This is a genomic window from Herbaspirillum sp. SJZ107 (genome assembly GCF_006715485.1).
Classification (GTDB): domain Bacteria; phylum Pseudomonadota; class Gammaproteobacteria; order Burkholderiales; family Burkholderiaceae_D; genus Telluria.
This window is the reverse complement of record NZ_VFNH01000001.1, coordinates 1928426-1947571: the sequence shown is the minus strand read 5'-3', so window position 1 is coordinate 1947571 and position 19146 is coordinate 1928426. Positions and strand designations below refer to the sequence as shown.

12 protein-coding genes are annotated in these 19146 nt (G+C 67.2%); 7 read left to right on the top strand and 5 right to left on the bottom strand.

Going from position 1 to position 19146, the window contains the following annotated elements; all coding sequences use genetic code 11:
• Positions 1–160: 160 nt before the first annotated feature.
• From FBX97_RS08685 to FBX97_RS08675, 3 genes are all read right to left on the bottom strand, one after another.
• Positions 161–970, bottom strand: a complete 810-nt coding sequence (locus FBX97_RS08685; protein WP_141830361.1) for an NAD(P)-dependent oxidoreductase — start codon at positions 968–970, stop codon at positions 161–163.
• A gap of 104 nt (positions 971–1074) precedes the next feature.
• Positions 1075–2655 carry an aldehyde dehydrogenase (NADP(+)) gene (locus tag FBX97_RS08680; protein WP_141830359.1) on the bottom strand — a complete coding sequence of 527 codons (1581 nt, stop codon included), beginning with the start codon at positions 2653–2655 and terminating at the stop codon, positions 1075–1077.
• Between the two features lie 98 nt (positions 2656–2753).
• Positions 2754–5813 (bottom strand): TonB-dependent receptor, encoded by a 3060-nt coding sequence (locus tag FBX97_RS08675; RefSeq protein ID WP_141830357.1) that lies wholly within the window; start codon positions 5811–5813, stop codon positions 2754–2756.
• Between the two features lie 531 nt (positions 5814–6344).
• On the opposite strand from FBX97_RS08675, the gene FBX97_RS08670 reads away from it, so the two are divergent.
• From FBX97_RS08670 to FBX97_RS08655, 4 genes are all read left to right on the top strand, one after another.
• Positions 6345–8057: a DUF5597 domain-containing protein gene (locus FBX97_RS08670; RefSeq protein WP_141830356.1), complete on the top strand. Its 1713-nt coding sequence runs from the start codon at positions 6345–6347 to the stop codon at positions 8055–8057.
• Between the two features lie 186 nt (positions 8058–8243).
• Positions 8244–9320, top strand: a complete 1077-nt coding sequence (locus FBX97_RS08665) for a glycosyl hydrolase (RefSeq protein WP_255517357.1) — start codon at positions 8244–8246, stop codon at positions 9318–9320.
• A complete protein-coding gene (locus tag FBX97_RS08660; protein WP_141830352.1) occupies positions 9317–10396 on the top strand; it encodes an SGNH/GDSL hydrolase family protein in 1080 nt (359 codons plus the stop codon). The genes FBX97_RS08665 and FBX97_RS08660 overlap by 4 nt, the downstream gene beginning before the upstream one ends.
• 130 nt (positions 10397–10526) lie before the next feature.
• Positions 10527–13118, top strand: a complete 2592-nt coding sequence (locus FBX97_RS08655) for an EAL domain-containing protein (protein ID WP_141830350.1) — start codon at positions 10527–10529, stop codon at positions 13116–13118.
• Positions 13119–13135: 17 nt separating this feature from the next.
• On the opposite strand, the gene FBX97_RS08650 is transcribed toward FBX97_RS08655, so the two are convergent.
• The gene (locus tag FBX97_RS08650) at positions 13136–14650 is read right to left on the bottom strand and encodes a tryptophan halogenase family protein (RefSeq protein WP_141830348.1); all 1515 of its coding nucleotides are present in this window, start codon (positions 14648–14650) and stop codon (positions 13136–13138) included.
• A 268-nt stretch (positions 14651–14918) separates the two neighbouring features.
• Between FBX97_RS08650 and FBX97_RS08645 the strand changes: the two genes are divergently transcribed.
• Positions 14919–15272 (top strand): response regulator, encoded by a 354-nt coding sequence (locus FBX97_RS08645; RefSeq protein WP_141830346.1) that lies wholly within the window; start codon positions 14919–14921, stop codon positions 15270–15272.
• Positions 15273–15338: 66 nt separating this feature from the next.
• On the opposite strand, the gene FBX97_RS08640 is transcribed toward FBX97_RS08645, so the two are convergent.
• Positions 15339–17084 carry a glycoside hydrolase family 9 protein gene (locus FBX97_RS08640; protein ID WP_141830344.1) on the bottom strand — a complete coding sequence of 582 codons (1746 nt, stop codon included), beginning with the start codon at positions 17082–17084 and terminating at the stop codon, positions 15339–15341.
• A gap of 142 nt (positions 17085–17226) precedes the next feature.
• Here FBX97_RS08640 and FBX97_RS08635 point away from each other — a divergent pair, with 142 nt between their 5' ends.
• Positions 17227–18159, top strand: a complete 933-nt coding sequence (locus tag FBX97_RS08635; protein WP_221631770.1) for a polysaccharide deacetylase family protein — start codon at positions 17227–17229, stop codon at positions 18157–18159.
• 93 nt (positions 18160–18252) lie between these two features.
• Complete coding sequence (locus FBX97_RS08630) at positions 18253–19131, top strand: TauD/TfdA family dioxygenase (RefSeq protein WP_141830342.1); 879 nt, start codon at positions 18253–18255, stop codon at positions 19129–19131.
• Positions 19132–19146: the final 15 nt, after the last annotated feature.

The window sequence follows — 19146 nt, the reverse complement described above, 5'->3', positions numbered from 1 at the left end:
GGGATCCAAGTTCGAAGCGTCATGGCGGAGCGTGCAACTTGGGTTCCCGCCTTCGCGGGAACGACGTCTTGGAGCAGCACGAATAAAAAAGGCAGCCGACCGGCTGCCTTTTTTATTTCTTGCTTTTTTATTTCTTACTTTTTCATTTCTCGCGCAAGCTTCAATCCTTGTACTTCGGCCCGTTATGCAGGAACACCCCACCCTGGAAAGTCAGGGTGATGTCCTGCATGTCCTCCCAGTTCACGGCCTGCGGGATCTTGTGCGCGAACTGGCGCGAGCTCTGCACCGGCCTGTAGGCCAGGTGTCTGGCGTGGCGGTCGTCCCACCAGCGGCCGTCGTTGTCCGAGATGCCGAAGGTGATCGTGTGGCCCACGCGCGGCGTGACCAGGGAACGCCACAGCAGCTGGACCAGGTCGTCCAGGCCCAGCCAGGTCACCATCTGGCGGTAGTTGGTCGCTTCCTCCCAGCAGTAGCCGATGCGGATGCAGACAGTCTCGATGCCGAAGCGGTCCCAGTAATAGCGCGACAGCGATTCGCCGAACACCTTCGAGACGCCGTAGTAGCCATCCGGCCGCGTCGGCATGCTCGCGTCGACCTGGTCGGTGGTCTTGTACATGCCCATCGTGTGGTTGGTGCTGGCGAACACCACGCGCCGGATGCCGAGCTTGTGCACCGCTTCGTACAGGTTGGCCATGCCCAGGATGTTGGCCTGCATGATCGGTTCGAACGCTTCCTCGGTCGAGACGCCGCCGAAATGCAGGATCGCGTCCACGCCTTCGCACATCGCCATCACCTGGTCGCGGTCGGCCAGGTCGCAGCGGACGGTTTCCTCGCCCGGGCCGGCCGGTCCGAGGTCGGCCAGGTCGGCGAGGCGCACGACGTCGGCGAACTGCTGCAGGTGCGGGCGCAGGCGGCGGCCCAGGTTGCCGGCGGCGCCGGTGAACAGGATGCGTCGGAATGGTTTGGTCATGATGGGGGAGACAGTGCGGATGATGCGCGATTGTCGCAGATGTCAGGCCGCCGCTGCGCGCAACGGCCTGACGTTTTTACAGCAGAACTACCTTATGGGACAGCTTATGCGGCGGGACGCAGGACGCCGTCGACCACACGTGCCAGGCCGAGCGGATTGTCGTCGCGCAGCGCTTCCGGCAGCAGTTCGGCCGGCAGATCCTGGTAGCACACCGGACGCAGGAAGCGCTCGATGGCGGTGGCGCCGACCGAGGTGGTGCGGCTGTCCGAGGTGGCCGGGAACGGGCCGCCGTGGACCATGGCGTGCGAGACTTCGACGCCGGTCGGGAAGCCGTTGAACAGGATACGGCCGGCCTTGCGTTCCAGGATCGGCAGCAGGCTGCCGGCGATGCCCAGGTCCGCACGGGTGGCGTGGACGGTGGCGGTCAGCTGGCCTTCGAGGTGGCTGGCGACGGCCAGGATCTCGGCTTCATCGCGGCAGGCGATCATTACCGAGGCCGGCCCGAAGATTTCTTCTTCCAGCGCCGGGTTGGCGAGGAAGGTGTCGGCATCGCACAGCCAGAGCGCGGCCTGGGCGGCGCAGCCCTGGCCCTCGGCACTGCCGCGCGCGACCAGCGTCAGGCCGGATACGCCGCCGCGCTTCTCGATGGCGTCGACGTAGGCCTTGTGGATGCCGGCGGTCAGCATGGTGCCGGCGCCCTTGGCCTGCAGCGCCTGGGCGGCGGCAGCCGTAAAGGCTTCCAGCTGCGGGCCGGCCAGGCCGATCACCAGGCCCGGGTTGGTGCAGAACTGGCCGACGCCCAGCACCAGCGAGTCGACGAAGGCCGGCGCCAGCGCGGCGCCTTTCTCTTCCAGTGCGCCCGGCAGCAGGAACAGCGGATTGATGCTGCTCATCTCGGCGTAGACCGGGATCGGTTCCTGGCGCGCGGCGGCGATGCGCACCAGCGCCAGGCCGCCGCCACGCGAACCGGTGAAGCCGACCGCCTTGATGGCCGGGTGGCCGACCAGGTCGGCGCCGATCTGGTTGCCTTCGCCGATCACCATCGAGAACACGCCTTCCGGCATGCCGCATTCCTCGGCGGCCTGGCGCACCGCCTTGGCCACCAGTTCCGAGGTGCCGAGGTGGGCGTTGTGAGCCTTGACCACGACCGGGCAGCCGGCCGCCAGTGCGGAGGCGGTGTCGCCGCCGGCGACGGAAAAGGCCAGCGGGAAGTTGGAGGCGCCGAATACGGCGACCGGGCCGAGCGGGATCTTGCGCATGCGCAGGTCCGGGCGCGGCGGCGTGCGCTGGGGCAGGGCGGAGTCGAGGGTCGCTTCCAGGAAGTGGCCGTCGCGGACCACCTTGGCGAACAGGCGCAGCTGGTTGACGGTGCGTCCACGTTCGCCTTCCAGGCGCGCGGTGGGCAGGCCGGATTCTTGCGCGGCACGTTCGATCAGGATCGGGCCGATGTCGACGATGCGCTCGGCGATGTTCTCGAGGAAGCGCGCGCGCTGCTCCAGCGGCACGGCGCGGTAGGCGTCGAAAGCCTGCTCGGCCAGCTCGCAGGCGGCGGCCAGGTCGTCGGCGCTGGCAGTGCCGAAGCCGGGTTCAATCTCGGCGTGGGTGGCCGGATTGTAGGCGCGCAGGGTGCCGGCGCTGCCGCGCACGGCCTGCCTGCCGATGATCATTTCGCCTTGGATGTTCATGAAGTCTCCTTGCTGGATAAAAAATCGCCGCCGCGACCCCAGGGAGGTCGCGGCGGCGTCGAGGATGGATCGACTAACGATCGGTGCGGATCATGCGGTCAGAACGAGTACTGTGCCAGCAGCGTGTAGCGCGGACCGCTCATGAAGACCTGGCGCGTGAAGTTGCCCACGTGCTGCTCCATGATCTGGCGCGTATACGAGTTGGTCAGGTTGGTCGCTTCCAGGCCGACACGGAACTTGTCCGTGAAGTCGTAGAAGATCGAGCCGTCCACCTGGCCGTACGGCGCCTGGTACAGCGGCAGGCCGTAGGCCTGGTCGTTGTTGGTCGTCGGGATCAGGTACTGGGCCGGATTCGCTGCCGGATTCGTGTTCAGGCCGTTGGTGCCGCGGCTGCCCCACTGGTTCACGCCCAGCAGGTAGCGCGAGCGCCAGTTGTAGGCCAGGCGCATCGACAGGCCGTGCTGCTCGTACATCACCGCCAGGTTGATGGTGTGACGCGACAGGCCCTGCAGCGGGGTCTTGCCGAACGCACGTCCGTCGGTGTCGCAACCGTTGATGTTCAGGTTGTAGTTGGACGAGGCGTCGTTACCCGAGCACCATGGTTCGTACACCGGGTTGTTCAGCTTGCGTTCGCTCGACACATAGGTCCAGCTGGCCTGGGTGCCGATGCCGCGCAACCAGTCGGGCACGAAATCGTAGTACTGCTGGTGGGCGATCTCGAAACCGCGGGCAAAGCCCTTGGCGCCGTTGACCGGACCGGTGACCACGAAGGTCTGCGGCTTGCCGGTGACGTCGTTCGCGGTGTAAGCGTAGTTCTGGGTGGTGACGATGTCCTTCAGGTCCTTGTTGAAGGCCGAGAAGGTCAGCGAACCGGCCTTGGCGAAGTACCATTCCGCGGTCAGGTCGACGTTGGTCGCGGTGGTCGGCTTCAGCTGCGGATTGCCGTCGCTGGTACCGGTCAGGGTGGTGCCGTTGAACTGGACCGCGGTCGTGTTGCCGGCGGCATCGCGGATCGTGGTCTGCTGGTTCGACGCATTCAGCGTGGTCTGCACCTGCAGCTGGTTGAAGTCCGGACGCGACAGCGACTTGGCCACCGCAAAGCGGAACTGCAGCTTGTCGCTGTACTTCATGCGCAGGTTCAGGCTCGGCAGCCAGTTGTCATACGAATTGCTGGACGACTGGGCTTGCGCGAACGCCGCGATGTTGATCAGCTTTTCCTGGCCGCTGACCGGGACGCCGGCCGGCACATCGGTGGCGGCGGGCGGCACGAACGAGACGTAACCGCTGCCGTTGCTCTTCGTCTTCACGTAACGGATGCCGATGTTACCGTCGATCGGGTACTTCAGGTTATCCCAGCCGAAGCGCAGCTGGGTGTAGGCGGCGCGGGTCTTCTCGGTCTGGGTGTTGGTGGCGGCCGGGTCGTTGAAGGTCGCCGGTTTCCACGTTTCGCAGGTCGAACCCTGTTCCGCGCACAGCACGTCGTGGTAGGCGTGGATCTTGGTCCACTCGCCCGGGAAGCCGCGCACCGTCGACTCGTCCGCGAACAGCATCGGCGGCAGGTTGAATTTACCGTCGAAGAAGTTGTTGATGGTCTGCAGCGACGCACCGCCGGAGAAACGCGGATCGCCGAGGCGTGCGACGTGCGGAATCTGCCAGCCTTCCATCCACGGGAAGGTGATGGCCTGCCAGTTGTAGAACTTCTGGGCCTTGTTGTTCACGCCTTCGCGGTCGGCCATGCGGAAGCCGAAGCGGACATCGCGCAGGACCGGGTCGTCGAACGAGAACTTGAAGTCCGACTTCCATGCCTTCTGGGTCGCCTTGGCGCGGTCCAGTGCCTCCTGGGTGTAAGCCCAGTAGTAGTTGTTCGGGTCGGCCATGTAGGCCGCCGAACCGAGGCCGATCTGCGGAACCTTGCCGCGCATGTCCACTGCCTGGTTCGGCAGGATGAAACCGGTCGACACGTCGGCGTCGAAGCCTTCGGTGGTCGAGCGGACGTGCTGGAAGTCGTTGTTCCAGGTGAGGGACGGCGAGACGCGCCATTGCACGTTCAGGGCGAGGTCGCGGGTGCCGGATTGACGCGAGTTGAGACGCTGCGCGCTGTTGAACGGCGAACCGCCGTAGGTCGGGTTCGAGATCGTGCCGCTCTGGAACACGCCGTTGCTGTTGAAGACCGAGTCGGCGCTGGCGACCTGCTGGTACCACTTGTCCTCGGACGAGGCAATGCCGCGCTCGGTGAGGTCTTCCTTGTAGCGGGTCTTGAAATAGGTCAGCGCGGCCGTGATGTCGCGGTTCGGACGCCACTGGAAGGCCGCGTAGTCGCCGCGGCGGACGCGGTCGAAGTCCTGCGAACGGTAGCCGACGCCAAGCGGAATCCATTGCGTTTTGGCGGGGTCGTACAGTGCCGGATCCTGCGAGTTCACGTGCGGGAAATACGGATCCACGCCCACGCCGTCCGAGCGGCTCGGGCTCTTGGCATGGGCGAAGTCGACCAAGGCGCCGAATTCGCCGAACCGCGTATTCCAGCGGTTCGACAGCAGCAGCGTGCCGGTCGGCTCGGGCTTGCCCTTGCGCAGGGTCGAATAGGTTTCCGACACGCCCAGCGTGCCCTTGAAGCCCTTGTAGTCGAACGGCATGGCCGTGCGCAGGTTGACCAGACCGGCAATCGCGCCTTCCACCTGTTCGGCGGACGGGTTCTTGTAGACGTCGACGCCGGCCATCAGCTCCGGTGCCACGTCGGCGAAGCCGAGCGAGCGGCCGCCGCCGGCCGAGAACGCGTCGCGGCCGTTGACTTCGGAACGCACGTAGGTCAGGCCGCGCACCGACACGCCCGAGCCTTCGACCGACTGGCGGTTCGGGTCGCCCGCCATGTTACGGTCGATGGTGACACCGGCGATGCGTTGCAGCACCTCGGTGACCGAACGGTCCGGCAGTTTGCCGATGTCTTCGGCGACGATGGAATCGACGACTTCGTCGGCATCCTGTTTGAGTTTCTGGGCCGATTGCAGTGCGGCGCGTTGGCCGCTGACCACCACCACGTTGCCGGTGGTCGGGGTTGCCGCCGGAGCGGTGGTGGTGGTCTGGGCCCATGCCGCTTGGGCGTACAGGAAGGTAACCTGCGCAACCGCCGCGGCGATCGCAGTTTTCTGGAACTTCGTCACTTTGTCTCCCCCGATGAGGTATGTTTTTATCTAACAGTACGTAACAGCCAGCGCTTCTGAGCGTTTGATTAACACTGGTTGTTGTACGCTACCATAAAATTTTCATACAAACCTTACAAGCGCGTAAGTTTTGTGGATTCGCAACACGGAATTCACAATTTTGTGGCTAAAAGCGGAAATTGGTGATGTCAGATGCGGCTTGGTTTTGTAAAATAACAACACTTGGCTTTCTTGCCATTTGGCGTTGCTTCAGATGCGAATCACCGTTCGCGGCAGGAGGCGGCAACGGTGCTACGCCCCGCAGTGCAGACGAAGACGAGGCGTTGGCGACAAACGACTGGGCCCGGGCGGGCTACATGCTTGTCCTTACGTTTTCGCGCCGGATCCGTTCGGATGAGTGAAAATCACAGTGTTTAGCGCAGATAACGCAACATATGTTAGCGTGAACATGTTGCGCTTGCCGATTGCGTCCGTGATCGCTTAGCATGCCTCCCAACGTTGCCGACAACGATAACAATAACCAGGAGACCCATGCGCATCCCGACCCGCCGCAGCCGCCGCGCGTATTCCCGTATTCCCCGCCTGCTCGGCCTGTGCCTGGCGCTGGCCGCCGGCGCCGGCCAGGCGGCATCTTCCGCCGGCCTGCCGCGCATCGTCACCCAGGACGGGCGCCATGCCCTGATGGTCGACGGCGCGCCCTTCCTGGTGCTCGGCGGCCAGGCCCACAACTCCAGCAATTACCCGGCGGCGCTGCCCAAGGTCTGGGCCGCCATCAAGGATGCGCACGCGAATACGCTCGAGATCCCGGTGGCCTGGGAACAGATCGAACCGAAGGAAGGGCAGTTCGACTTCTCGTGGGTCGACACCCTGGTGGCTCAGGCGCGCCAGAACAAGGTGCGCCTGGTGCTGCTGTGGTTCGGCACCTGGAAGAACACCGGCCCGGCCTACACCCCGGCCTGGGTCAAACTGGACAACCGCCGTTTTCCGCGCATGATCGACAAGGACGGCAAGACCAGCTACTGCCTGTCGCCGTTCGGCGAGGCCACGCTGGTGGCCGACCGCAAGGCCTTCGTGGCGCTGATGGCGCACCTTAAGAAGATCGACGCCGACCAGCGCACGGTGATCATGGTGCAGGTCGAGAACGAGGTCGGCACCTACGGCGTGGCGCGCGATTATGCGCCTCGCGCCCAGGCGGCGTTTGCGCAGCCGGTGCCGCCCGAAGTACTGGCGCGCCAGAAGCCGGCGCAGCCCGCCAAAGCGGCCGCCACCGGCATGGCCGGCGGCAGCTGGGCCGAGGTCTACGGCGACTACGCCGAGCAGTACTTCCACACCTGGGCCATCGCCCGCTACATCGAGGAGGTCGCCAAGGCCGGCCGCGCCGTCTACGACCTGCCGATGTTCGTCAACAACTCGCTGCGCGAGCCCGGTCCGCTGCCGGCAGCGCCCTGGAAGTCGGATTTCGCCAGCGGCGGCCCGACCTACGACGTGATCGACATCTACAAGGCGGCCGCCCCGCACATCGATTTCGCGGCGCCGGACATCTACCTGCCCGAATCGCGCAAGGTGGGTGCCACGCTGGAGAGCTTCCAGCGCGCCGACAACCCGCTGATGGTGCCGGAGATGGGCAATGCCGCCGGCTATGCGCGCTACCTCTACCAGATCCTGGGCCGCGGCGCACTCGGGGTGGCGCCCTTCGGCATCGACTACGCCAGTTACAGCAATTACCCGCTCGGCGCGAAGTTCACCGACCGCCGCATGGTCGAACCCTTCGCCACCGTCTATGGCGTGTTCGCGCCGATGGGGCGGGCCTGGGCACGCTGGGCCTTCGAAGGGCGCACCCGCGGCGTGGCCGAGGGCGACGACCGCAAGCCCCAGACCGTGGCGCTGGACGGCTGGACCGCCACCGTCTCGTTCCGCGAATTCCAGTTCGGCGAGCGCGAGTACCTGAAGGACAAGAACGAATACGCAGCCGGCACCGAGACCCCGAACGGCGGCGTCGCCTTTGCCCAGCTCGGGCCGGACGAATTCGTGCTGGTCGGGCAGCAGGCGCGCATCAAGTTTTCCGGCAGCGGCGCCAACGGCGCCAGGCCGTCGATGTTCGTGCGCGTGGAAGAGGGCCGCTTCGACGGCGACGGCAAGTGGGTCATGGAGCGCAACTGGAACGGCGACCAGACCGACTACGGCCTGAACCTGCCGGCCACGCCGACGGTGCTGAAGGTGAAGATGGGGACGTACACGCCATAGGAGCCGCGTAGCTTGCGATACCCCGCTACCGATCAACGTCGTCCCTGCGCAGGCAGGGACCCAAGTTGCGGGTGTCGCGACCAACTTGGGCCCCTGCCTGCGCAGGGGCGACGGTCTTACGGATAACCATTCGAGCAAACGATGCCACAACGCGGAATCATCGCAACCCTTCTTCTGGCCGCGGTAATGACAGCCAGCGCCGCGCCGGCCCTGTCCGACCCCGACGCCAGTCAGCGCACCCGCGCCCTGTACACCTGGCTCCTGTCGATCCAGGGCAAGCAGACCCTCGCCGGCCAGCAAGACCTCACCTGGGACGACAGCGTCGACATGGCCGCCCGCGTGTTCGCCGACACCGGCAGGTATCCCGCCCTGATGGGCTACGATTTCATGAACCTAGGGCAGACCGGCCAGCCCGGCAAGCCGGCCCAGGGCCTGCACCAGGTCGACGAGGCGATCGCCTTTGCCCGCCGCGGCGGCCTGGTCACCTTCTGCTGGCACTGGCGTGACCCGGCGCTGCTGGGCACGCCTGATGCCGACCGCGCCAATTTCTACGCGCGCGAGCCCGACGCGCGCAAGAACACCGGCTTCACGATCCCGGTCGCCGGCGGCCGCCTGGACACCGCCAGCGCCGCCTACCGCCAGCTCGACGCCGGCATCGACCTGATCGCGGGTGAACTGAAACGCCTGCAGGATGCCGGCGTGAGCGTGCTGTGGCGCCCGCTGCACGAGGCATCCGGCAGCGCGGGCGACGGCTGGTTCTGGTGGGGCCGCACCCGCGCCGACGGCGTGGCGCAGTCGCAGGCCTACATCCTGCTGTGGCGCCACATGCACGAGCGCCTGGTGAAAGTGCATGGCTTGCACAACCTGGTCTGGGTCTGGAACGGCCAGGATGCCGCCTGGTATCCGGGCGACGACGTGGTCGACATCGTCGGCTGGGACATCTACGACGACAGCGACGCCAAAACCTACAAGTCGCAGGCCGCGGTCTACCGCAAGGCGCAGGCGATTCCGTCCAGGGCGAAGCCGGTGGCGTTGTCCGAGACCAGCTACATCCCCGACCCCGACAACATGCGGACGGACGGCGCGCCCTGGCTCTGGTTCACGGTCTGGAACGACGCCCGCGCCGGCGCCGGTGTCGCCGCCAAGGACAATTTCTGGAGCGGCGACTACTACAACACCGCGCAACACAAGAACAAGGTCTACCACCATCCGAACGTGATCACGCTGGACGAGCTGCCGGCATTTTTGAAAGCCCCGCAATGAAAAAACTCTCTCTCGCGCTGCTGCTCGCGGCGCTCGCGCACGTCGGCGCCACCGCTGCGGCCAATGTGGTCGTGCCCGACAACCGCAACCTGCAATACACCGGCCGCATCGATTTCTCGAAGCCGGCGGCGCCGGTGATCTCCTGGCCGTCGACCGCGATCGCCGGCAACTTCACTGGCAGCAGCCTGTCGGTCCGCCTCGACGACCAGCGCGGCAAGAATTACTTCAACGTGTTCCTGGACGGCGACCTGACCTATCCCTACGTGCTGGAAGCGGCCCAGGGCGACAAGACCTACCTGGTGGCCCAGGGCCTGGCGCCGGGCCGGCACAGCTTCCTGATCACCAAGCGCACCGAAGGCGAGGAGGGCGCCACCACCTTCCGCGGCCTGGAACTGGCCGACGGCGGCGAGCTGCTGGCGCCGCCGCCGCGGCCGGCGCGCCGCATCGAGTTCTTCGGCGATTCGATCACCAGCGGCATGGGCAACGAAGGCGCCGACAACGGCCGCGACGACGCCGGCAAGGACAAGAACAGCTTCATGTCGTATGCCGCGATCACGGCGCGTGCGCTGGACGCCGAGCTGCACATGACGTCCCAGAGCGGCATCGGCGTGATGATCAGCTGGTTCCCGTTCACCATGCCCGATTTCTACGACCAGCTGAGCGCGGTCGGCGACAACGACACGCGCTGGGATTTCGCGGCCTGGACGCCGGACGTGGTCGTGATCAACCTGCTCCAGAACGACAGCTGGCTGATCGGCCGCGACCACCGCCAGCAGCCCGAGCCGAACGACGAGGGACGCATCGCCGCCTACCAGAGGTTCGTCGCGCGCGTGCGCCAGCTGTATCCGAAGGCCTACATCGTGTGCGCTCTCGGCAGCATGGACGCCACCCGTGCCGGTTCGGCCTGGCCCGGCTACGTCACGGCGGCGGTAGAGCGCCTGCGCAAGGGCGGCGACGCCCGCATCGATACGGTGTTCTTCCCGTTCACCGGCTATGGCCAGCATCCGCGCGTGAAGCAGCACCAGGCGAATGCGGCGCGCCTGACGGCTTTTATCCGAAACAAGATGGCTTGGTAAAAATGCTATCAAACACTTGATCTCCATCAGTTCCGGTGGAGTTTGCTCTCCGGCACGCTGACACCGGCCGGGGAGCGGGTCCATACTGGCGAATGCGCGTCTTCGATGAGCTTTCCCGGGAGGACCAACGATGCGATCCATGCCATGCCAGCGCCGGGGACGGCGCGACCGGAAGGGAACCCCGCTGGCGGCGCGCCAGGCAGCGCTGCGCGACGTGGTCCGGGAAGTGTGCGATGAAGTGGCGGCGCTGCAGGAAGAGAACGGGCGCCTGCGCGCCCGTCTCGACCTGCTGCGCGACGCCACCAGCGACGGCCTGTGGGACCTCGAACTCGGCCAGCGCAAGCTGACGGATCCGGCCAACCGCTTCGTCTGGTCGGAGCAGATCGGACGCCTGCTCGGCTACCGCGACACGCGCGACCTGCCGAACGACTTCGCCGGCTTCCTGGCGCTGCTGCACCCGGAAGACCGCGAGCCGACCAAGCTGGCCTTCACCGCCCACATCCTCGACCGCAGCGGCGCCACGCCCTACGACATCAGCTACCGGCTGCGCTGCGCCGGCGGCGAGTACCGCTGGTTCCGCGCGCTCAGCCATGCCCAGCGCGATGCCGGCGGGCGCGCGATCCGGCTGGCCGGCGCGCTCACCGACCTCACCGACCGCCGCGCCATCCTCGGCCTGAAGCGCTATGCTGAAAGCATCATCGCCAGCCTGCCGACCGGACTGATGGTGCTCGACGAGCGGCTCGTGGTGCTGAGCGTGAACCCGGCCTTCTGCGAGATCCTCGGCCTCGATCCCGGCCCCTGCCGCCGCATGGAGCGCGCCGGCCTCGACATCGGCAAGCTGCTGCCGCAGCCGGGCCTGCGGGCGCAGGCGCTGGCCCTGCTGGCCTCCGGCGGCAGCCGCCACGGCATCGGCATCACCCGCGGCGACAAGCGCCTGCGGGTGGCGATGGCCGGCATCCAGCTGGCCGAGGGCGAACGCCGGCTGCTGGTGATGGCGGAAGACGTGACCGAGGAACAGCGCCTGCGCGACGAAGCGCGCCTGCACGCCGCGCGCCACCGCGACCAGGCCTCGCTGCTGGACAAGGCGCGCGATGCGATCATCGTGCGCGGCATCGACGGCCGCATCCAGTTCTGGAACAAGGGGGCCGAGCGCCTGTACGGCTGGACCAGCGAGGAAGTGCTCGGCCAGTGCATCGACGAGCGCATGGTACGCGATGGCCCCGGCGCCCTGGATGCCGCCGTGCACGCCACGCTGCAGACCGGCGAGTGGCGCGGCGAGGCCGGCCAGCGCCGCAAGGACGGCGTGCGCCTGACGGTCGAGGGCCACTGGACGCTGGTGCGCGACGACGACAACCAGCCGAAGGCGATCCTGGTCATCAACACCGACGTCACCCAGCGCAAGGCCACCGACGAAAAGATCCGCAACCTGGCGCTCTACGATTCGCTCACCGGGCTGGCCAACCGCAGCCTGTTCGGCGAACGGCTGGCGGTGGCGCTGGCCCAGGCCCGGCGCGAGGAGTACCCGCTGGCGATCCTGTACATGGACCTGAACCGCTTCAAGGAAATCAACGACACCCATGGCCACGGTGCCGGCGACCAGGTGCTGGTCAAGGTGGCGCGCCGCTTCCAGGCGGCGCTGCGCGCGGACGAGATCCTGGCGCGCCTGGCCGGCGACGAGTTCGTGGTGGTGGCCGAGCGCGCCGACGCCGCCACCGCCGCCCGCATTGCCGAGCGCCTGCATGAAGCGATGGCGGACCCGGTGACGCTCGGCGGCCACAGCTTCCCGGTCGGGCTGGCGATCGGCATTGCCGTGTTCCCGCGCGACGGCAGCGAGATGGACGACCTGCTCAAGCGCGCCGACATTGCGATGTACCGGGCCAAGGCGCTCGGCGGCCACGTGTTCTACCAGCCGGAGATGAGCGTCGGCCTGCGCGAGCGGATCGAGCTGGCGGGCGACCTCGGGCGGGCGCTGGCCGCCGGGGCCCTGCAGCTGCATTACCAGCCGCAGGTGAGCCTGGACAGCGGCGCCGCCATCGGCGCCGAAGCGCTGCTGCGCTGGCACGATCCGCAGCGCGGCTGGGTCAGCCCGGCGACCTTCATCCCGATCGCCGAGGCGCGCGGCATGATCCATGCGCTCGGCAAATGGGTGCTGGGCGAGGCCTGCCGCCAGCTGGCCGCCTGGCGCGACGCCGGGCTGGCATTCCCGGGCCGGCTGTCGATCAACCTGTCGGCACGCCAGCTGGAAGAGCCGGATATCGTGGCCAGCATCCGCGGCATCGCGCGCGCGGCCGGCGTCGACCCGCGCCAGCTGGCGCTGGAACTGACCGAGAGCGCGCTGATGTCGAACGTCGAGGGCGCGATCGAGATCATGGCCACCCTCAAGGCGGACGGCTTCTCGATCGCGGTCGACGACTTCGGCACCGGCTATTCGTCGCTGGCCTACCTCAAGCAGCTGCCGGCCGACAAGCTGAAGATCGACCGCAGCTTCGTGTGCGACATGCTGACCGACCGCCACGACCACACCATCGTCACCACCATCATCGGCATGGCACGCAACCTGGGCCTGGACGTGATCGCCGAAGGGGTCGAGACCCAGCCGCAAGCGCAGGCGCTGCGCGCGCTCGGCTGCGGCGAAGCCCAGGGCTATTACTTCGGGAGGCCGGAAGCGCCGGAGCGGTTTGCCGAGCGCTGGCTGGTGCCGCTGGCGGCCGCCATCGCTTGAGAGCCGGGCGCCGGCGGCTAGGCCACCTTGGCGCTCACCGACTGCGTCCGCACGAAGGTATCGTGGTCCGGCATTTTCGCCACCGCCGCCGCGATCATGTCGCGCAGGGCGGCAAAGTGGCCATGCACCTGGCGCAGGTCGTCGCCGTCGGCCATCGGATCGTAGCGCTTCGGCACCACGCCCAGGCCCGTCATCATGGCCACGAACGAGGGTTCGGCGAAGCCGTCGCGGTCGAGGATGGTGACGCGTCCGGTCTCGCGGAACAGTTCGATCTGGTGGCGCAGCGAGTCCGGGATCGGCATGGCGGCGCAGTAGCGCCAGAATTCGGAATCGTCGCGCGCGGTCAGCTTGTAGTGCAGCATGATGAAATCGCGCACCGATTCGTAGCGCACGCTCATCACGCGGTTGAACTCGTCGGCCAGCTCGGGGCGGAAATCGCGGTCCGGGAACAGTTCGACCAGCTTGCCGACCGCGGTTTCGATCAGGTTGATGCTGGTCGATTCGAGCGGCTCGACGAAGCCGGCCGACAATCCGATCGCCACGCAGTTCTTGATCCAGGATTTGCGCCGCCGTCCGGTGACGAAGCGCAGCTGGCGCGGCTCGTCGAGCGCGGCGCCGTCCAGCCCCTGCAGCAGGGTGTCGCGCGCGCGTTCGTCGCTGGTGAAGGCGTTGCTGTAAACGTGGCCGTTGCCGGTGCGGTGCTGCAGCGGGATGCGCCAGATCCAGCCTGCATCCTTCGCCGTCGAACGGGTATAGGGCGTCAGGCGCGGGGCCGAGGCGCACGGCACGGCGAGGGCGCTGTTGCAGGGCAGCTGGTCACTCCAGTCGTCGTAGCCGGCATGCAGCGTGTCCTCGATCAGCAGGCCGCGGAAACCGGAGCAGTCGATGAACAGGTCGCCCTCGATGCGGCGGCCGTCGCGCAGCGTCAGCGCGGTGATGAAGCCGGTCTCGGGATGCTGCTCGACCGCGGTCACGGTCCCTTCCACGCGCCGCGCGCCACGCGCCACAGCATAGTCGCGCAGGTAGTTGGCATACAGGCCGGCGTCGAAATGGAAGCCGTAGGAAAAGCTGTCGGTGACGCCGGGCTGGCTCTTGTTGGGCAGGACGAATTTGAATTCGCGCGCCATCACCGCCGGCATCGACCAGTCCTCCAGCGGCGGCATGCGGTCGAAGGCGCGCGCCAGGCGCAGCCAGTGCATGTGCGCGGTGCGTCCGGCGAGCGGCGGACCGAAGTCGCCGAAGCCGTGGAAGAAGCGGTTGCCGAGATGGCCCCAGTCGCAGAACTCGATGCCGAGCTTGAAGGTCGCGCGGGTGCGGGCGATGAAGTCGGCCTGGTCGATGCCGAGCAGCGCATTGTAGAAGCGGATTGTCGGCAGGGTCGCCTCGCCGACGCCGATGGTGCCGATGTCGGGCGACTCGACCACGGTCACGCTGGCATGGTTGCCGAGGCGCTGGGCGAGAGGGGCGGCCGCCATCCAGCCGGCGGTGCCGCCGCCCAGGATGACGATCCGGCGGATCGTGTTGTCTTCCATGTTGTCTCCAGCTGCAGATGCATGTCGTGCATGCGTTCATGCGGGCCTGCCTGCGCCCGTCTTTACACGCCAGTGTAGAGCAGTCGAACCAAACTCGGCAACAAAAATGTTTGCGCCCAACATTGTGTGCCGCAGTCCAGCAAAGTGCCGGATGGAACGAATTGTGCGCGGCCTGCATGTCGATCTGTCTATAATCGATCGATTCGCCTGTGGCGTGTACGCTCGCATCCTGCCGCAGAAGGACGGGGTGCCATGACGAGAGGGAAGAATGAAACACGTACTCGTGGTGGACGACGAAGAAGCCATCACTTATATCTTCCGGCGCTATCTCGAAGCCGCCGGTTACCGCGTCTCGACCGCACAGAACGGCATCGAGGCGCTGGCGCTGTTCGACGGGCAGTCCTTCGATGCGATGGTGACCGACATCCGCATGCCGCGCATGAACGGCAGTGAACTCATCAGCCGCGTGCGGCCGCTGTACCCCGAGCTGCCGATCGCCGTGGTATCGGCCTATCCGATGGAAATCCAGGGAGTGGGAGGCGGCTTGCGCGTGCTGTCGAAGCCGATCGAAGGCGCAGCGCTGGTCGCGGCGGTGGCCGACATGGTGGCCACTGCGCGCTGAGGCGCTCCATCCAGCCTGTTGCCCGGGGTCGGGCAACAAGCTTGGGCGGCTGTCAGGAACCCGTCTTCACTTCACCAGCGACTGCAGTGCGGCCGCTACATACACCAGCGGCGCATTCCAGTTGATCGCCACCTCGTTGCTCGCATAACTGCAGGCGTCATCCAGGTAGGACAGCGCCGGCAGCGACGACGGATACGGCGCCTGGCATCCCTTCTTGTCCTGCTGGCCCGGATTCGGGCCGCCAGCCAGCCAGCCCGGTACCGGCGCGGCGATGCCGTCGGCGACCGACGGCCGGTGGTGCGGATGCATGGTCGAGGTGGTGCCGAAGCCGGTCACGAAGGAGATGCCCGGGCCGTTGCGGCCCAGTACGTAGTCGAGCGCCGACTGCGCCGCCTGCAGGTAGGCCGGGCGCGGCTCGGCGCGGTAGGCGGCGACCAGCATCATCGCCTGGTTCAGGACCACGGCGTTGCTGCCCCAGACGAAATCCTTGCGCACCATGCTGACGCGGTAGGGCGACGCCTGCCAGCGCGCGACCAGCCTGTCGGCATTCGCCAGCAGCGGCTGGCGCACCGCCGCGGCGTCGGCCGCCGCCACCCGCGCATGCGGGCGCGCCAGCGTCACCCAGCCCAGCATGCGCACGTCGGCCCAGCCCGGTTCCGTCTGGGCGGGATTGCCGCCGCCGGCCAGTGCCTGCGCGCGGTAGACGTCCTTGCCGGTGGTCGCCAGCAGCTCGGCCGCGGCCCAGGCGAATTCGTCGTCGACGCTCTTGTCGCCGTAGTCGCCGGTGGACACGTCGGCCGGCTGCTTGTACAGCAGCGCCGGATGCGCCTTGGCCCAGGCCCAGGCGGCTTCGGCGGCCGCCAGGTAGCGTGCCGAGCGGCCCGGCTGCTGGCTGTCGAACGGTGCCAGCACGCGGCTGGCGGCCGCCATCGTCGCCGCGAAGTCGAGAGTCGCCGCGGTATTCTTCTGCACCACGTAGCGCGGTCCGGTGGCCTGGTCCGGCATCACCATGCCGTCGAAGGCCTTGTTGGTCAGCTTGTGGTACACGCCGCCGTCCTCCGGGTCCTGCATGGTCGCCATCCACTCCAGGTTCCACAGCGCTTCGTTGAGCAGGTCCGGCAGCCCGTTGCCGGATTCCGGCAGGCGCACGGCCAGCTTGTCGAACCAGCCCGGGAAGTGCTCGTAGGCCGCCAGCAGGGTGTAGGTGCTGATGCCCGAGTTGACGATGTACTTGTTGTAGTCGCCGGCATCGTACCAGCCCTTGGGACTGGAGATGATGGTGCCGGCCGGGCGCTTGCTCGATGCCGCCGACGGATGGATTTCGACCCGGGTGTCCGGGTGGCCGGCCGCGCGCGCGTAGGCCCCGGCGACGGCGGGCGTCAGCGCGATGCTGGCGCGGTTCAGCGTGTAGGCGCGGATCGCGCCGGCGTCGAGTTCGCGGTAGGCATCGGCGCCGACCGGGAAGGGGGCCGAATCGGGCAGGCCGGCGACCTGCAGGCGGTAGGTGCCGGGCGTACGCAGCGCCGAAAAATCGGCCAGGCGCACGTTTTCGCCGGACGCATCCCAGGTCGCGGGCGCGCCGAGGTCGCCTTCGAACACGGTGCGGCCGCTGGCGGCGTCGAGGATGGCGAAGCGGGCGGCGCTGCCGGCCTGCACCACGGCCAGCTTCTGCGAGGCCGGCAGGAAGCCCAGTTGATTGATCTTGATCGCAGGGGGCGTGGCGGCCATGGTGCCGGCGCTGCTGCCCACCAGCAGGAGGGCGGCGGCGAGGGTGCGAAGGGTGGGCCGATGGATGGCAGCGGGGCGGGTCATCTTGTCTCCTGGTTCTTGTCTGTTATATATAGCGAGCACGGCACTGCCGCGTGCGCTACCATTGAAATCGATTTCAAATCACACCCATCGTAATGCGCAGGATTATAAAAAGTCAATCGCGTATCTTATCCGGAGACATCATTTGAAGACCAAGCTGATCACCGCCGCGCTGGCCCTGGGCGCGGCCGCCGCCATGGTGCCCGCCACCGCCGCCGACCCTGTGGAACGGTTCGACCTTGCCGTCACCGTCGACGACCTGCCGGTCCACGGCCCGCTGCCGGAGGGCATGGACTGGCCGGGCATCGCGCGTGACTACATCGCGACGCTCAAGCACCATGGCGTGCCGGAAGCGTGGGGCTTCGTCAACGCCAGGCGGATCGCCGAACAGCCGGCCAGCGAAGCCGCGCTCGACGCCTGGCGCCGCGCCGGCTACCCGCTCGGCAATCACAGCAACACCCACCTGGGCCTGAGCCAGGCGCCATCGCTGCAAGCCTGGCAGGACGACGTCGCCGCCGGCGAGCCGGCCATTGCGGCGCGCATGCGCGGCCAGGATTGGAAGGTACTGCGCTACCCCTTCCTGGACGCCGGCAAGGACCCGGCGCGCCACGACGGCGCCGCCGCCTGGCTCAAGGGGCGCGGCTACCGCATCGCCGACGTCAGCATCAGCTTCGACGACTGGGCCTACACCGATACCTATGCGCGCTGCCGCAATAAGGGCGACCAGGGCGCGATCGCGGCCATGAAGGCCGATTACCTGAAACGGGTCGACCAGACCATCGCGCGCACCCGCGCCGTGTCGCAGCGGGTGTACGGCCGCATGATCCCGCAAGTGCTGCTGACCCACCTCGGCGCCTGGAGCGCGGCCACGCTGCCCGACGTGATGGCCAGGCTGGACGGCGCCGGCGCCCGCTACGTCGCGCTGGACGCGGCCCAGGGCGACCCGGCCTACCGCGCACCGAGTCCGCGCGCCGGCGACGGCCTGCTGATGGACCGGCGCGCGCAGGATGCCGGGGTCAAGCTCGATGGCTTGCCGGCAGTAGATCCGGTGATGGCGCTGGAGGCGCTCTGCCGCTAGTACAAAAAATGCATGACGATGCTCGAAAAGCTTCGTTGCCGGACATGACGTGCGCCCTTAACCTGAGCGCATCACGACTCAGCAAGGCTTTTCATGTCCGCCGTATTGCAAACACGCCAACAATTTGTCATCAAGCCCTTCGACGCCGCCCTCGGTGCGGAAGTCCTGGGCCTCGACCTGTCGCTGTCGCTCGGCGACGATGATTTCGCGCGCCTGCACCGGGCCCACCTGATGCACCATGTGCTGGTCTTCCGCGACCAGCACATCACCCCGGCGCAGCAGGTCGATTTTAGCCGCCGCTTCGGCCCGCTGCAGATCCACGTGCTGCGCCAGTTCCAGCTGCCGACCCAGCCGGAAGTCCTGATCGTCTCGAACATCCGCGAAAACGGCCAGCCGATCGGCCTCGGCGACGCCGGCCACTTCTGGCATTCCGACCTCTCCTATAAAGAGACCCCCAGCCTGGGTTCGATGCTGCACGCGCAGGAACTGCCGGAGGACGGCAGCGGCGACACCCTGTTCGCCAACCAGCACACCGCCTGGGAACGGCTGCCGGCCCACCTGCGCCGCGCGGTCGAGGACGCGAAGGCCGAACACAGCTACCTGGCGCGCTACGCCGACCTGCAGAAGAAAAGCCCGTGGCGTCCGAACCTGACCCAGGCCCAGATCGACGAAGTGAAGCCGGTGGTGCACCCGGTGGTGCGCACCCATCCGGAAACCGGACGCAAGGCATTGTTCGTCAGCGAGCACTTCACCACCCGCATCGTCGGCCTGCCGGAAGACGAAAGCCGCGCGCTGCTGGCCGAACTGTTCGACCACAGCACGCGCCCGGAACATATCTACCGCCACCGGTGGCAGCCGCACGACATGGTGTTCTGGGACAACCGCTCGCTGATGCACCTGGCGGCCGGCTGCCCCGACGACCAGCGCCGCAAGCTGTACCGCACCACCATCGAAGGCGACGTGCCGTTCTGAGCCGCCTTTTGACCA

Excerpts from the sequence above, each read along its gene's own strand:
- FBX97_RS08685 (WP_141830361.1), bottom strand. The coding sequence starts at position 970 with ATGACCAAACCATTCCGACGCATCCTGTTCACCGGCGCCGCCGGCAAC.
- FBX97_RS08680 (WP_141830359.1), bottom strand. The coding sequence starts at position 2,655 with ATGAACATCCAAGGCGAAATGATCATCGGCAGGCAGGCCGTGCGCGGC.
- FBX97_RS08670 (WP_141830356.1), top strand. The coding sequence starts at position 6,345 with ATGCGCATCCCGACCCGCCGCAGCCGCCGCGCGTATTCCCGTATTCCC.
- FBX97_RS08665 (WP_255517357.1), top strand. The coding sequence starts at position 8,244 with ATGACAGCCAGCGCCGCGCCGGCCCTGTCCGACCCCGACGCCAGTCAG.
- FBX97_RS08660 (WP_141830352.1), top strand. The coding sequence starts at position 9,317 with ATGAAAAAACTCTCTCTCGCGCTGCTGCTCGCGGCGCTCGCGCACGTC.
- FBX97_RS08655 (WP_141830350.1), top strand. The coding sequence starts at position 10,527 with ATGCGATCCATGCCATGCCAGCGCCGGGGACGGCGCGACCGGAAGGGA.
- FBX97_RS08650 (WP_141830348.1), bottom strand. The coding sequence starts at position 14,650 with ATGGAAGACAACACGATCCGCCGGATCGTCATCCTGGGCGGCGGCACC.
- FBX97_RS08645 (WP_141830346.1), top strand. The coding sequence starts at position 14,919 with ATGAAACACGTACTCGTGGTGGACGACGAAGAAGCCATCACTTATATC.
- FBX97_RS08640 (WP_141830344.1), bottom strand. The coding sequence starts at position 17,084 with ATGACCCGCCCCGCTGCCATCCATCGGCCCACCCTTCGCACCCTCGCC.
- FBX97_RS08630 (WP_141830342.1), top strand. The coding sequence starts at position 18,253 with ATGTCCGCCGTATTGCAAACACGCCAACAATTTGTCATCAAGCCCTTC.